Origin of the sequence: Aurantimonas aggregata (assembly GCF_010500835.1) — a bacterium.
Lineage (GTDB): Bacteria > Pseudomonadota > Alphaproteobacteria > Rhizobiales > Rhizobiaceae > Aurantimonas > Aurantimonas aggregata.
The window spans coordinates 350757-365264 of sequence record NZ_JAAAMJ010000001.1; the positions used below are offsets into that span (position 1 = coordinate 350757).

At 67.0% G+C, this 14508-nt stretch carries 13 protein-coding genes; 4 read left to right on the forward strand and 9 right to left on the reverse strand.

Annotated features, from left to right (window positions below; all coding sequences use genetic code 11):
* Entirely contained in the window at positions 1-1635 is a 1635-nt protein-coding gene (locus tag GTW51_RS01540; RefSeq protein WP_163042112.1) for a cyclic peptide export ABC transporter, read from the reverse strand.
* 460 nt (positions 1636-2095) lie between these two features.
* Between GTW51_RS01540 and GTW51_RS01545 the strand changes: the two genes are divergently transcribed.
* Both GTW51_RS01545 and asnB read left to right on the forward strand, forming a co-directional pair.
* Positions 2096-2344 carry an acyl carrier protein gene (locus GTW51_RS01545; protein ID WP_163042113.1) on the forward strand — a complete coding sequence of 83 codons (249 nt, stop codon included), beginning with the start codon at positions 2096-2098 and terminating at the stop codon, positions 2342-2344.
* A gap of 20 nt (positions 2345-2364) precedes the next feature.
* Entirely contained in the window at positions 2365-4362 is a 1998-nt protein-coding gene (gene asnB, locus GTW51_RS01550) for an asparagine synthase (glutamine-hydrolyzing) (protein WP_163042114.1), read from the forward strand.
* On the opposite strand, the gene GTW51_RS01555 is transcribed toward asnB, so the two are convergent.
* Genes GTW51_RS01555 through GTW51_RS01575 form a run of 5 tightly spaced genes read right to left on the reverse strand, consistent with a single transcriptional unit; the run spans position 4326 to position 9105 of the window.
* A complete protein-coding gene (locus tag GTW51_RS01555; RefSeq protein WP_163042115.1) occupies positions 4326-5093 on the reverse strand; it encodes an enoyl-CoA hydratase/isomerase in 768 nt (255 codons plus the stop codon). The two genes, asnB and GTW51_RS01555, sit on opposite strands and share 37 nt — an antisense overlap.
* On the reverse strand, positions 5090-6337 hold the full coding sequence (locus tag GTW51_RS01560) for a beta-ketoacyl synthase N-terminal-like domain-containing protein (protein ID WP_163042116.1): 1248 nt from the start codon (positions 6335-6337) through the stop codon (positions 5090-5092). The genes GTW51_RS01555 and GTW51_RS01560 overlap by 4 nt, the downstream gene beginning before the upstream one ends.
* A complete protein-coding gene (locus tag GTW51_RS01565; protein ID WP_203565835.1) occupies positions 6318-6608 on the reverse strand; it encodes an acyl carrier protein in 291 nt (96 codons plus the stop codon). The genes GTW51_RS01560 and GTW51_RS01565 overlap by 20 nt, the downstream gene beginning before the upstream one ends.
* Positions 6605-7861, reverse strand: a complete 1257-nt coding sequence (locus tag GTW51_RS01570) for a hydroxymethylglutaryl-CoA synthase family protein (RefSeq protein ID WP_163042117.1) — start codon at positions 7859-7861, stop codon at positions 6605-6607. The genes GTW51_RS01565 and GTW51_RS01570 overlap by 4 nt, the downstream gene beginning before the upstream one ends.
* Positions 7858-9105 (reverse strand): cytochrome P450, encoded by a 1248-nt coding sequence (locus GTW51_RS01575; protein ID WP_163042118.1) that lies wholly within the window; start codon positions 9103-9105, stop codon positions 7858-7860. The genes GTW51_RS01570 and GTW51_RS01575 overlap by 4 nt, the downstream gene beginning before the upstream one ends.
* A 241-nt stretch (positions 9106-9346) precedes the next feature.
* Between GTW51_RS01575 and GTW51_RS01580 the strand changes: the two genes are divergently transcribed.
* Positions 9347-10201, forward strand: coding sequence for a metallophosphoesterase family protein (locus GTW51_RS01580; protein WP_163042119.1), 855 nt, complete (start codon positions 9347-9349; stop codon positions 10199-10201).
* On the opposite strand, the gene GTW51_RS01585 is transcribed toward GTW51_RS01580, so the two are convergent.
* Positions 10177-10983 (reverse strand): 4'-phosphopantetheinyl transferase family protein, encoded by an 807-nt coding sequence (locus GTW51_RS01585; RefSeq protein ID WP_163042120.1) that lies wholly within the window; start codon positions 10981-10983, stop codon positions 10177-10179. The genes GTW51_RS01580 and GTW51_RS01585 overlap by 25 nt on opposite strands.
* On the opposite strand from GTW51_RS01585, the gene GTW51_RS01590 reads away from it, so the two are divergent.
* On the forward strand, positions 10982-11950 hold the full coding sequence (locus tag GTW51_RS01590) for an acyltransferase domain-containing protein (protein ID WP_163042121.1): 969 nt from the start codon (positions 10982-10984) through the stop codon (positions 11948-11950). The genes GTW51_RS01585 and GTW51_RS01590 overlap by 2 nt on opposite strands.
* A gap of 21 nt (positions 11951-11971) precedes the next feature.
* Here GTW51_RS01590 and GTW51_RS01595 read toward each other — a convergent pair whose 3' ends face one another.
* Complete coding sequence (locus tag GTW51_RS01595) at positions 11972-13204, reverse strand: cytochrome P450 (protein ID WP_163042122.1); 1233 nt, start codon at positions 13202-13204, stop codon at positions 11972-11974.
* On the reverse strand, positions 13204-14472 hold the full coding sequence (locus GTW51_RS01600) for a cytochrome P450 (RefSeq protein WP_163042123.1): 1269 nt from the start codon (positions 14470-14472) through the stop codon (positions 13204-13206). Before GTW51_RS01600 ends, GTW51_RS01595 begins: the two co-directional genes overlap by 1 nt.
* Between the last annotated feature and the right edge of the window lie 36 nt (positions 14473-14508).

The following is a 14508-nucleotide window of genomic DNA, read 5'->3' on the forward strand; positions in this document are numbered from 1 at the left end:
CTAGGCGCCCCCTGCGGGCAACATCATGCCGAGATCCAGCGCCACGCGCCGGTCGCACCGGTCCCAGTAGCGGTCGTCGTGGGTGACGGCCACCACGGTCTTGCCGCGAGCTTTGAGGTCCGGCAGCATCTCCGTGTAGAAGACCTCGCGAAAATGCGCGTCCTGATCGGCCGCCCATTCGTCGAAGAGATAGACCTCGCGGTCCTCAAGCAGGCTGACGATCATGGCGAGGCGCTTGCGCTGGCCCGTGGACAGGTCGCTGGTCGTGAAGCGCCCCTTCCGGAACCCGACCTTGTCGCTGAGCTCCATCCGCGCGATCAGCCGATCTACTTCTTCCGGCACGACGTCCTCCAGCCCGTGAAGCCGGTCGAAGAGGTGGAAATCCATGAAGATGCTGGAGAAGATTTCCCGATATTCCTGCCGGTTCGCTTCGTCGATCGCTACATCGTCACAGACGATGCGACCGCCCGTCGGTGCATAGAGCCCGCACAGAAGCTTCAGCGCCGTGGACTTCCCGCTGCCGTTCCCCCCGGTCATGAAGACGATCTCCCCGCGCTTGATGGAGAGTTCGAGCGGACCCGCCGTGAAGGTGGTGATCCCGTCCGCGTCGACATAGCGGAAGGTCGTCCCGACCAGGTCGATGGAAGCAAACGCCCTGAACGGCGAGCGCTGGCGCGGCAATGGCGCCACGGCTGCCGGTGCGCCCTCGTCGAGCCGTTGCTCCAGGGAATAGATGTGACCGAGGCCCGCCTCTGCCCGGCCGACGAGGCGGACGACCGAGGTGATGGCCGCCATCGGCCCGATCGCAAAGACCGACGCGGCAACGATCTTGTAGATCGTGTCCGTGTAGCCGGAGAAGAAGACCGGCAGCACGAACACGACGACGCCCACGAGCAGGAACACGAAGGCGTTGCTGAACTGCAGGAGGGTCACCCAGCGCCCACCCAGCCCGACCACCACGGTCTTCAGCCGGCCCGTCACCTCTGCGAAATGGCGGAAGATCGCATCGTTCTTGTCGGCGTTCAGGCGGATTTCCTGAAAGCCGAGCGTGAAGTGCGACAGGGTCTCGAGCATCGCCGCTTCGCGGTGATGCACCTCAGCGAGCGCGCCGCTGAGCGCCCGCTGCCGCCCGACGAAGACGATGATCCCGAGTGCGATGAACCCGGCCACCACGACGAACGACACGAACGACAGGGTCGCGATGTAGACGAGCAGGAAAAGCAGCAGGAACGCGCTCTGCGCCGCTCCGATCAGCAATGGCAATGTCTGCGACAGATGGTCGGTTTCCTGCGCGACGGTCAGGTAGATGTCGCTTGGGCCGAGGGTTTCGAGCGTCCTGAGATCGGCCCGCAGGATCTTGGCGACAAGGCGCCGCCGGGTTGCCTCGAGACGCGACTGCACGAACCGGTTGGTCTGCTGCAGCGAGGCGCGGTTGGCGAGCAAGAAGAATGCCAGCGTCAGGAGATAGGCAACGAGAAGTTGCGAGCCGACGGCCCGCCCGAGCAGGGCATGCTCGGCTGCCTGGTTGATCAGCGCAACGAGACCGGCATTTCCCAGCCCGGACAGGCATGTGATGACAAAGATGAAACGACGATTGGCGGGCAATCCCCCCCGAAGGAGGCGGACGATATTCATTGACGACCGGCCATCCTGACTCCCCCTCGGATGGAAACCTTCCGGAATGCCCCATCGGTCTATTAGCGAACCATGTCAGCGATGTTAACGCCGCAAGGAGAGCCTGGCCTTCGGCTCCGGCGGTTGCGCTTGCGCGGTAAGCAGCCCTGCCCATGCTGGCTAACATGCTATGCGGAGGCCTGCCCCGACGCAAGCGACAACCACGGGCCGGCCTGCGATAAAACTCATTAAAATCCGTTATTTATGCGGCAACGGCGGACGCCGTCCGGAGCATTGCCGGCCGATCGGGACCGCGTGACCGCCGTCCTGCAGGGAAAGCCTGACCCGGCGTAAAAATACGCGCTCCAGCCCTGTCGTTCAGCCGAATGTTTCCCTACGCTGTTCCTTGCCCTGAAAGGCGGCGAACGGATCTTCGTCCGGCGACCCCAACCCGCACGTTTCCCGAGAGCAACCCGAGACCATGACGAAGGTTCGCCGTTTCATCGAAGAACAATTCCTGATCGAGTTCGACGAAAGCTTTCCGGAAAGCGCCGACCTCTTCAAGGAAGGCGTTATGGATTCCTTCGGCTACATCCAGCTGATTCGGTTTCTCGAGAAGGAATTCGCGATCAAGTTCACCGAGCAGGAGATGACGGGCGGTGTCATGGTCAGCCTGACGCAGATCGAGCGGGCGGTGGCGCTGAAGACGGCAGGCCATCCGGCCGGCTGACGTAGAACAGGCGGAAAATCATGTGCGGCATCGCCGGCATCGTCCATCCGGCCCGGCCCGCCGAGGCCCTGTCGGCTGACATCAGCGACATACTCGCAAATATCGGCCATCGCGGGCCGGACGGTGCGGGCTATCTTGTCGACGACGGCTTCGCCATGGGCACGGTCCGCCTCGCCATCCTCGACCCGGCGGGCGGGGCGCAGCCCTTCGGCGACGACACCGGCCGCTACTGGCTCTGCTACAACGGCGAGATCTACAATTACCGCGAACTGCGCGAGACCCTTCGGGCGCTCGGCTGCACGTTCCGGACCCATTGCGATACCGAAGTCGTCCTGAACGCCTGGATCATTTGGGGCCCGGACTGCCTGCGCCGCTTCAACGGCGGCTTTGCCTTCGCGCTTTACGACAGCTGGACGAAGGACCTGGTCCTCGCCCGCGATCGTTTCGGCAAACGACCGCTCTTCTATGCCCGCCACGGGAAGGCATTGCTGTTCGCGTCGGAGATGAAGGCGTTTCTCGCGATCCCCGGCTTTGCCTTCGAACAGGACCCGGCGCAGCTGTCATCCATACTCGGCCAGACGACGCCGCTGCCGGATCAATCCGGCTTCATCGGCATCGAAAGCCTGCCGATGGGGCAGTGGCTCAGTCTCCGCAACGGCTCGGTCACCGCCCGGACCTATGCCGAGCTGCGGTTCGACGCTGGACCGGCGGTCGCCAGCGAGGCCGAGGCTGTCGAACTGATCCGGACGCGGCTCGCCCGCAGCGTGGAGTTGCGCCTGCGCAGCGATGTCGAGGTCGGCGTCTATCTCAGCGGCGGGGTCGATTCTGCCATCGTCGCCGCGCTGGCCGGCGACTTCTCGACACGAAAGCTCTCGACCTTTTCGGTCGAGTTCGAGGATTCCGAGTTCGATGAATCCGCCGACCAGCGCCTGGTGGCGGCCCATCTCGGCACGCGCCATCACGCCGAGCGGATCAGCCACGCCGACATCGCCCATGCCCTGCCCGACGCCGTCTTCCATGCCGAAATGCCGGCCTTTCGCAGCGCCTTCGTGCCGATGTTCATCCTGTCGCAGCGAACCCGGGACGAGGGCATCAAGGTCATCCTCAGCGGCGAGGGCGCGGACGAGGCCTTTCTCGGCTACGATCTGTTCAAGGAGACCCTGCTGCGCGCGGCCTGGAGCGACATGGCGGAGGACGTCCGGCGCGAGCGGCTGCAATCGCTCTATCCGCATCTCGGCCATTACGGGCCCGAGGATATCGCCGCGCTGACCGGCCTTTACCAGCAGTTCTCGCGGGAACACATGCCGGGCCTCTTCTCGCACGAGCTGCGCTTCCAGAACGGCCTGTTCTCGACCCGGCTCCTGAAGCATGCCGGCTCGCCCTTTGCGGCGATCACCGCGCTGACCAGGAACTGCAGCGCCTATTCGGCCATGTCGGCGACCGAACGGGCGCAATGGCTGGAATACCAGACGCTCCTGCCCGGCTATCTGCTGTCCACCCAGGGCGAGCGTATGAGTCTCGCCCACGGCGTCGAGAACCGCTGCCCGTTCCTCGATCCCGACATCGTGGCGCTGGCATCGTCCCTGAACCTGAAATTCGACGACGGCTTTCGCGAGAAGCGCCTGCTCCGCGAGGCCTTTCGCGACCGCTTGCCGGACAGGATCGTCGACAAGCCGAAATTTCCCTACCGCGCGCCGGACGGCGCGGCCTTCGCGGCCGTGCGTCCGGACTATCTGGACCTGGTGCTCAGCCCCGAGGAACTCGGCAAGATCCCGTTTCTCGACTCCCGCTTCGCCCAGCGCCTGGCAACCAAGGTGCTGACGAAACCGGCTTGCGAGATCAGCACGAAGGAAAACCAGACCTTCCTGTTCCTCCTGTCGATCAGTCTCCTCCACCGCGCTTTCGTCAGCCGCGAGGGTCGCCGCCAAGGCGTCCTGCCGCCGCTGGAGAAAATCGTCGACCTGACGCGAGAAAAGCTGGCTCACGCCTCCCAGGGCAGCTTCAGTTCCGTCACGTAGCGTCGGATCCCGGCGATCACCGCCGGGTCGTCGAAGCAGGCACGGTTGGCCGCCAGCGCCGATGCCTTGCCGGCATCCAGGTCACCGCGGCAGGTCGCCATATAGGTCTTATAGCGGGCGATCGCCGGCTTGCGCAGATGCTTGAGCCGATCGAGATGGCGAACCAGTTCGCGCGCGACGTCGTCGCAGAGGACGTCGACGAGACCGCTCGCCGCCGCATCCGCCGCCGAGACCGGCCGCGTCATCAAGGTCATGTAATGGGCCCGCTGATGGCCGACGCGCCGGACCAGAAACGGCAGGACGCAAGCCGGGAACAGGCCGAACAACAGCTCGGACAGTCCGAACCGCGCCGGCTCTTCGGCGATGACGATGTCGCAGGCTGCCACGAAGCCCACGCCGCCGGCATTGGCGCGACCGCGCACCAAAGCGATGCTGACGAAGGGACCTTCGGCCAGCGCCCGCCAGACGTCGTAGAGCGGTTCGGGATCCCCCGCCGCGCCGTCCGCCGCGACCGCATCGAAGTCGCCGCCAGCGCAGAACACGTCGTCGCCGCCTTCGATCACGACGATCGCAATCGGCACGCCATCGGGTCCCGCTCCCTCACATTGGGCGAGAATCGCGGCGAATTCCACGATCATGCGGGCGTTGATGGCGTTGCCGGCCGCCGGGCGATCGAAGACGATGCGGCAGATCCCGTCGCCGGTCGACACTTGCAGCGTCTCGTACGTCATTGCCGGCTCTCCTTGTCGGGCGCGCCGATCACCAGCGCCGCGCTGGTCCCGCCAAAGCCGAAGGAGAGCTTCAGCGCATGGCGGATGGCGTGCGGAACGGCAACGGCACCGACCCAGTCGAAGCGCGGATCGAGCGGGTTGTCGAGGTTTCGTGTCGGATGAAGGCGCCCGGCCTCGATCTGGATGAGCACGGCGGCGACCTCGATGGCACCGGCGGCGGCCAGCCCGTGGCCGAGGATGGACTTGGTCGCGTTGATCCGGGCGCCGGTCAGGCCGAGCGTCCGGTAGGCGGCAAGCTCGGCCGCGTCGCCGGCGGGCGTGCCCGTGGCGTGGCCGTTGACGTAGTCGATGTCGGCCGCAGTCAGCCCGGCTTCGGTCAGGGCGTTCGTGGCCGCTCGCACCTGCCCCTGCGAGTCCGGCTCCGGCCCGCGCGTGCCGTCGGCAACGAGCGCGCTGCCGAGCAGCGTTCCGTAGGCCTTGGCGTCGCCGGCCATGTCGGACCGGCAGAGCACGAGCGCGGCGGAGGCTTCGCCATAGATGAAGCCGTCATGGCCACGGTCCATCGGCCGGCACGCCGCGCCCGGCCTATCGGCGAAACGCGTGGTTCCCATGGCGCCCATGGCGCGCATCGCCTGGAGGTCGTGCGCCGACACGTCCTGCAGCGCCCCCAGCGCGATGCAGACGTCGACGCGGCCGCTACGAATGGCATCCATGGCCTGGATAATCGCCACCGTGCCGCTCGCGGAGGCGGCGCCGACGCTGTAGGCGAAGCCGCGGATCGGATAGGTCGCGGTGCAGAGCCCGCCAATGTCGGTGTCGAGGAATATGTGACCGTGGCGCGGCGGCACATAGGCGAGCCGGCCGGCGAAGCTCGCGGCGGCAAGCGCCTGCTCCCGCGCGGCAAGGTTCGTGCCCCCGACCACGAGCCCGATGCGCAACGGATCGATCGTTTCCAGGCCGGCCTCGCGCCACGCCTCGTCCAGCACGGCGATCGCCACCCGCTCGCCGAAGGTGGTGGTTCGGGCGAGACGCGCCGGCAGGATTGCCGGTGGCTCCGACATCTCGATGCCGACGAAGGCACTGTCGCCCTCCGGGGCTTCGCGACCGGGCCGAGCGAGGTGCGAAAAGAGGTCCCTGCCCGCGAAAAGCCCGTCGCGGAACGCCGCCTTGCCATGGCCGAGGCCACAGGCGACGCCGATGCCCGTCACGACGATCGACGGGGTATCAGGCGGCGCTTTTGGCATGGAGTAGGTCGGCCAGCTCGCCGATATTGCGGGGCCCGTGCAGCTCGACCAGCGGGATCTTCAGGCCCAGTTGCTCCATCACGGCGAGGATGATCTCGCTGCGCTCGATGGAATCGACGCCCAAATCCGCCAAGGAGTCGGCACGGGCGATCGGCTGCCCCGACAGCTCCGGCACAGTCTCGCGAATTTCGGCGACGATGAGCGCGACGATCTGGTTGCTGTCCAAGCTGTTCCCCCGGCGCGGGCCGCGATCGTCGCTCGGATCGCTCAAACCCAGCTATACTCCCGGTGGTAGCCGACGACCCTGTCGAGGACAAGGCGATCGCCCTTGCCGGCGGTCGGCCAGGCGCCTGGCACGACGCCGTGGTCGAGTTCGACGTCCCGCGTGCCGAAGCGGACAACGTCCGGGCTGGACAGCAGCGCGACATATTCCGCCATCGTCAGCCGATAGCGTCGGTCGAGCGTCTCGGCGATGGCCATCGACCGGAGGCGCTCCGCGCCTTGCGGCGTGACGACGCCGCTGAAGAATTCTGAGCAGCAGCCCGACCCGTAGGAGAACAGCCCGACGCGCAGCGGTTCGGCGATTGCGATCGTGTCGATCGTTCCGGCCAGCGCAACGAAGACCGATCCGCCCGCGGTGTTGCCGACGCGCTTGCCGTAGGCCAGGCTCGGCGCCAGCCGCCGGTCGAAATCGGCGGCGACCTCTGCGATGGGCGCCTTGTAGAGCTTGCGCATGAGATGGCGATGCGCGCCCTTCACCATGCCACCGAACGGCGTGTGGAAGCACAGCTGGTTGAAGGTTCGGCGGAAATCGGCGCCCTCGACACGGCGCGCATAATCGTTGAAGGCCCCGTTGCAGCAGTCGAGATAGGCCATCAGCGACAGATCCGCGTCGCCCGCCTCGGCATCGGGACCCGGCCGGCAGGTGTCCATCACCTCGAAGGCGTGGTTGCCGTAGGCGCCAGGATCGATCTGCAGGATGGCCGGCGTCTCGGAGACGATCATCGCGACGGCGCCGGCACCCGAACTCGGCTCGGAATAGGCCCATTCCTCGACCGCACCGGCGTCGGCCAGCGCGAAACGGGAAATGTCGGTCGTCACCACCAGCGCCCTGGCGCCTGGCGACGTTTGCGACAGCACGAAGTTCACCGCCATCTGCAGCCCGGCCGCGCCCGAGTAGCAGGCCTGCTTGATCTCGAACAACCGGCAGTTCGGCTCAAGGCCGAGATGCCGGTGCAGATAGGTGCTGATCGACTTGCCGAAATCGATGCCTGATTCGGTGCAGGTGATCACCATCTCGATGCGGCCGCGCTCTTCCGGCGTCATCGCATCGAGCAGCGGCTTCGCCGCGTTGACGGCAAAGGTTATCGGGTCCTCGTATGGCAGCGCGACGGATTTTTCCTGCATCAGCAGGTTCTCGAAACGCGGCATGTCGAGGCCGCGATAGTCGCAGAGCTCGCGCACGTCGAGACAGGCCATGCCGCCAAAGACGTTCATCGCCTCGATGCCGACCGGTCGGGTCAAGCGGCGCGCTCCAGGCGGACCGGCAGGCTGGCGAGACCGCGGGCGTTCATCCGGTCAAGCCGCCACGCCGGCGGCCCGGCAAGCGCGATCCGGCTGTAACGGTCGAGCACCGCGGAGAACGCGATCTGCGCCTCCAGCCGGGCCAGCGGGGCACCGATGCAGAAATGCGCGCCGGCGCCGAAGGTGAACTGGGCATTGGACGGCCGCGCGATATCCACCGCGTCGGCGCGGTCGAACCGCGCTGGGTCACGGTTGATCGCGCCGATCAGGCCGATGACCGGCGAACCTTCCGGAATGAGAGTGCCCTCGACCGCGAAATCCTCCCGCGCCACACGCAGGATCATGTTGCCACCCGGCTCCATGCGCAAAAACTCCTCGATCGCCGTGCGCATCAGCCGGCGGTCCGCCCGCAGCCGCGCCATTTCCTCGTCATGGCGCAGCAGCAGCAGCATGCCGTTGCCGATCAACGTGACGGTCGTCTCGTGGCCGGCGACCAGCATCGAGACGAGGTTGGTGAGCGTCTCCTCCTCGTCCAGCGTGCCGCCGTCATGGGCGCGGATCGCCATGCCCATGAGATTGTCCTCGTCGGCGTCACGGCGCGCGGCGATCTGCTCGCGCAGGAAGTCCTTGAACTCGTTCAATGCCGCCAAGGCCTCGAGCTTCTGCTCCGGCAGCATCAAGATGTCGCCGATGCGGATCAGCGACGCACTCCACCGGCTGATCGTCTCGTCCATGCTGGCGGGAATGTCAAAGAGCTTGCACAGGACCCGCAGCGGCAGCGGCGCGGCGTAGGCCGCGATGAAGTCGGTCTCGCCCGCGTCCGGCATGGCGTCGAGCAGGGCTTGCGTCTCGATCTCGATCAGCTCCGCCATCGCCGCCATCGCCTGGCTGCGGAAGGCCGGCTCGTAGACCTTGCGCATGCGGGCGTGATCCTCGCCGTCATTGCTGATCATCTGCGGCTGGAACTCGCTGAACAGCCTATAGCCGACCGGATCGTTCAGGCGGTAGTCCGGCGAAGACCAGCCGTTGGTCCAGCGGCGCGTGTCGCGCCCCATGGCCGTCGATTTCGCCACTTTCGAGAAGGCCTTGTGGCCGAGGACGAAATAGATTCCGCTGGCGGAGTCGAAATGGATAGGCCCCCTCGCCTGCAGCCGGCGCAGCACGGGGTAGGGATCGGCGAGGAAGACCGGATCGGACAGGATCGACCACCAGTCGATGTCGCCGTCACGCCTCGCCTCGCTCATGTCTCCCCCTCCTCGATCGTGCCCGACCGCAGGTCCGGCAGACAATGCGGACGCAGCGGCAGGATGTCGATCTATGATATGGCACAGCCGCATCGGAGAAGTCGCTGCGAAACGAAACGCGCGCATGCGGTTGCTCACCCGCATCTCGCTCATGCGGCCATGGCGGTGGACAGGATCGGCTCCGCATGAAAAGCCTCCCTCGCGCCCAAGAGCGCGGACGGGATTCGGGGCTGCCGAAGCGATGAAACTCCTGGCGATCAGCGATCTGCATCTGGCGAGCCAGGCCAACCGTGACGCCCTCCTCGCGCTGCCCTCTTACGGCGCAGACTGGCTGATCGTCGCCGGCGACGTCGCCGAACGCTTCGACCATATGCGCCTTGCCTTCGAGGCGCTGACAAACCGGTTTGCGAAAGTCTTCTGGGTCCCCGGCAATCACGATCTCTGGGCCATCCCCCACGAGCCGGGCCGGCCGGCGCTGGCGGGCGAGCCGCGCTATCGCGCGCTGGTGAAACTCGCCCGAGACAACGGCGTGGTAACCCCTGAAGACCCGTACCAGACCTGGTCGGGCGCTGGCGGTCCCTGCATCATCGCGCCGCTCTTCCTGCTCTACGACTACAGCTTCCGGCCGGCACATATCGACCGGGCGGGCGTCGTCGACTGGGCCCGGGAGGAAGGCGCGGTCTGCGCCGACGAGATGTTTCTCGACCCGGCCCCGTGGCCGACCCGGGATGCGTGGTGCGACAACCGGATCGCCGAAACCGAGCAACGCCTCGCCGAGATCGGGGCCGGCATGGCGACCGTCCTGGTCAACCATTTCCCGCTGCGCGGCGACCTCATCCACATCCCCCGCGCGCCGCGTTTCACGCCGTGGTGCGGCACCCGCCGGACCGACGACTGGCACCGGCGCTACAATGCCCGCGTCGTCGTCTCCGGCCATCTCCATGTCCGCCGGACCGACTGGCGCGACGGCACGCGCTTCGAGGAGGTTTCCTTCGGCTATCCGCGCCAATGGGACCAGAGCCGGGGCATGGCGCCCTATCTGCGGACCATCCTGCCGACGCCGCCTGACGATCAGACGGCCAGTCCACGAAGATAGGCGAGCGGCGCGGGGCCGACATCGACGTCGAGCCGCGACGGGTCCGGATGGCGCACGGCGAGCGCCATCCGATGATCGGCCGAGGGGCGCCGGGCGTCGAAGCGCCAATGCGCGGCATCGTCGCCCGCTTCATCGTCGAACCGGATGGTAAGCCTGTCGAGATCGAACGAGAACGCCTCCAACGGCTGCGACAGGCCCTTGCCGATCGCCTTCACGTAAGCCTCCTTGAGCGTCCAGAAGGTCAGGAAGGTCTCCACCCTTTCCGCCGGCGGTGCTGCCGCGAGAACCCGACGCTCCGCCTCAGACAGGACCCGCATGGCAAGCGTTGCCGTTTCCACAGTCCGCGCCAGCCATTCGACGTCTACGCCGATATCGTGGTCGATCGTCAGGGCCGCCGCCGCCAGGCCCCTGGTGTGCGAGAGGTTGACGCGCAGCCGCGGCGCGCCGGCAGGGACGCTGAGTTCCGGCTTGCCATGGGCTTCGACCGCAAACCGCCAGTCCCGCGCCGGGTGGCCGGTGCAGAAGCTCAGAAGACCCCGCACCAGCGCATGAGCGGCGATATAGACAAGGCGGTCGCGCTCGAAATGGAACCGCGCCGCCCGCGCCCGCTCCGCCGGGATCAGCAGCGACTCCAGGAGCAGCCAGTCGGCTGGCCCGATTTCTGCGAGCGGCAGGTACCAGGCGGCGACCCGGTCGCCGTCGACGAGCAGCTTTCCGTTCGCGGCCGGGCCGTGCGACAAGAAGCGCCCAGCGACCGGATCTCCGACCAAGGTCTCCCCCATGGTTCCCCCTTCCCCGTCCCTTCCCGTGGCGTTCTGCTTCGCCGGGCAGGGATCGCAATACCATCACATGGCGGCCGACCTGATGGGCGCAGAACCGGTATTCCGTCAATGGATGGAGATCGGCGAGAAGATCCTGCGGCGCACCCACGGGTTTTCGCCGCTGGAAAGGATCTACGACCGGGCCAAGAGCATCGGCGATCAATTCGACAGGCTCGAACACACCCATCCCTCACTCTTCATGACGCAATTCGCCACCGCCAAGATGCTGCAGGCCATGGGCATGCGGCCGGACATGCTGCTGGGCGTCAGCCTCGGCGAGTTCGTCTCCATGAGCCTTGCCGGAATGATCCCGTTCGAGACGGCGCTGCATGCCGTGGCGCGGCAGCCGGCGGTGTTTGCGGCCACGTCGCCCCCCGGCGCGCTCATTGCCGTGCTCGCGCCGGAGAGCCTGCGCGCCCGGTCACACGTCCTGAGCCAGGTGACGGAGGTCGCCGGAACCAACGCCGAACGCCATTGCGTCCTCGCCTGCCTGGCGACCGACACGGAGCGCGTGACCGACGAACTGCGCCGGCTGGACGTCGCCTTCCAGCGCCTGCCGGTTCCCTTCGCCTTTCACTCGCGCTGGGTCGAGGCGGCGCGGGAACGCTATAACGCCTCGGTTGCGGACCTGTCGTTCCAATCGCCGTTCTGGCCGGTCTGGTCGGCCTGTCTCGCCCGCCCGATCGAAGCAGCCGACCACGGCGCGACCTGGCGGATCGTCCGCGATCCGATGCGCCTGCGCGCCACCATCGCCGCGATCGAGGCTGCCGGCGGCGCGTTCTATGTCGATCTCAGCCCGACCGGCAGCCTCGCCGCGATCCTGCGGCAGGAACTCTCGGCCGAATCCCCCTCGCGGGCGGTGGCGCTACTGAGCCCCTTCGGCGGAAACCTGAAACGGCTGGCGGATCTGCAGAAGGCTTGCCGCTGACCCCAGAGATCGCGTCCGCGCTCACTCCAGACGCAAGGGCAGATGTGCCAGCCCGCGCTGGTTCGTCCGGTCCGTCCACCAGACAGGCTCGCCGGCCAGTTCGATCCGCGGATAGCGTTCGAGCAGCGCGGTGAAGGCGGTCTGCGCCTGCAGCCGCGCCAGCGCCGCGCCGATGCAGACATGCGGGCCTCCGCCGAAGATCGCCTGCGGGTTGGGCCGGCGCGCAATATCGAAGCCGTCCGGATCATCGAACCGGGCCGGATCACGGTTGATCGCACCGATCAGGCCGATGACCAGCGATCCGGCCGGGATGGTGGTGCCGACGCAATCGAAATCAGCGATCGCCACCCTGAGGATGAAGTTGATCGCCGGCTCGAAGCGCAGCATCTCCTCGATGGCCGACCGCATCAGCTCTGGCTCGGCGCGCAGCCGCGCCATATGTTCGGGGTGCCGCAGCAGCGACAGAAGCCCGTTGCCGAGAAGATTGACCGTCGTCTCGTTACCGGAAGCAAGCCCGAGGAGGTTGTTCAGCGTCTCCTCCTCGTCCATCAGCCCGGCGTCCATCGCCCGCAACGCCAGCGCGACATAGCAGGTGCCCGGATTGTCGCGGCGTGCTGCCAGATGGGCTCGCAGATAGGCCTTGTAGGCCCGCAGGGCATCGAGCGCCTCTCGCTTCTCGCCCGGCCCCATCATGATGTCGCCGATCCTGATTAGCGCGCCGTTCCACAGCGCCAGCTGCGGATCCATCTCGGCCGGAATCTCGAAGAGATTGCGCGCGACCCGCAGCGGCAGGTGGTTGGCGAAGCCGGTCATGAACTCGACCGGCCCGTCGTTCGGCAGGGCGTCGAGCAAGGCTTGGGCCTCGGCCTCGATCATCGGCTTCAGCGGCGGGATCTCCGCCGGGCGGAAGGCCTTTTCCCAGACGTCGCGCATGCGGCGGTGGTCGGGCGCATCGGCGTTGACCATCTGGCGGTGGAATTCGCTGAACAGCGCGTGGCTCAGCGGATCGCTCTCCTTGCTGCCCGGCCGATCCCAGCCATTCGTCCACCGCCGCGTGTCGCGGCCCATTTCCGGCGCCCGGAGCATGGCGTTGAACGGCTCGTGGCCGAGGACGAAATAGATGTCCGTGGCCGCGTCATGGTGGACAGGGCCCAGTTCACGGATGCGCCTGAGATGGGAATGCGGATCGGCGAGGTAGCCGGGGTCTGTCAGCAGCGTCCACCAGTCGATCGCCTCGGTTGTAGCGTCGTTCATCATGCGTGTCCGAACCGAAGCGGGAGGGAATGCAGGCCGTGCTGGTCGCTGCGATGCGTCCACCAGACGGGATTGCAGGCGAGTTCGATCCGACCGAACCGCTCCGCCAGCCTGGCGAAGGCCGCCTCGGCGGTCATCCGGACCAGCGCCTTGCCGAGGCAGATATGCGGCCCGCCGCCGAAGACCTGATGGGGGTTCGGCCGCCGGCCGATGTCGAACCGGTCGGGATCGTCGAACTGCGCGGGATCGCGGGTGATCGCCGGGACCAGGCCGATTGCCAGCGAGCCCGCCGGAACGAGGATGTCACCGCACCGATAGTCGCGGATCGCGACGCGGAGAATGAAGCTGCCGCCGGGCTCGTAGCGCAGCATTTCCTCCACGGCCGAGCCGACCAGCGCGCGATCGGCCCGCAGCCTGCCGAACTCGGCCGGATGGCGCAGCAGCGCCAGCATGCCGTTGCCGAGCAGCGTCGCCGTCGCGGCCCCGCCGGAAACCAGCGTCACTAGGTTGGTGAGGCTTTCCTCTTCGTCCATCGTGCCGTCCGCATGGGACGCCTGCGCCAGGGCCAGCAGACCGTTCGGGTCGATCCCGGCGGTCAGCCGGTCGCGCAGATAGGCCTTGAAGGCACGCAGCGCCGAGAGCGCATCCCGTTTCTCCTCGGGCGACATGATGATGTTGCCGACCAGGCTGAGGGCCGCGACCCATTCGGCCACCTGCGCGTCCATTTCGGCGGGAAGTTCGAAGGCAACGCGCGTCACGCGCCGGGCCAGCGGGTTGGCGAAGGCCGCCATGAAATCGACCGGCGCATCGAGCGGCAGGCTATCCAGCAGGTCCGCGCATTCGGACGCGATCGCCGGGCGCAGCCATGCCAGGCTAGCCTCGCGAAACGCCTTCTCGTAGACCGCTCGCATCCGGCGGTGCTCCGGCGGGTTGGCGTTGGTCATCTGCGGCTGGAACTCGCCGAACAGCTCGAAGCTCAGCGGATCGCGCAGCCGGTTCTCCGGCGAGTTCCAGCCGTCGCGCCAGAGGCTCGTGTCCCGGCCCATCTCCGGTGCCGTGGCCATCCGGCGGAATGCGTCATGGCCGAGGACGAAGTAGATGCCGGATACCGGGTCCTGATGCACCGGCGCCAGATCGCGGATGCGTTTCAGCGCCGCATAGGGATCGGCCAGATAGGCCGGGTCGGCGAGCATCGCCCACCAGTCGACCCCGGAAATGTCAGGCGGAAAGTCCGGGGCATAGGCATTCGCGACGTCGGATCGGGTCATGACGGAGGGGCCCCTGAAGCCTGCTGCGTGGAGACA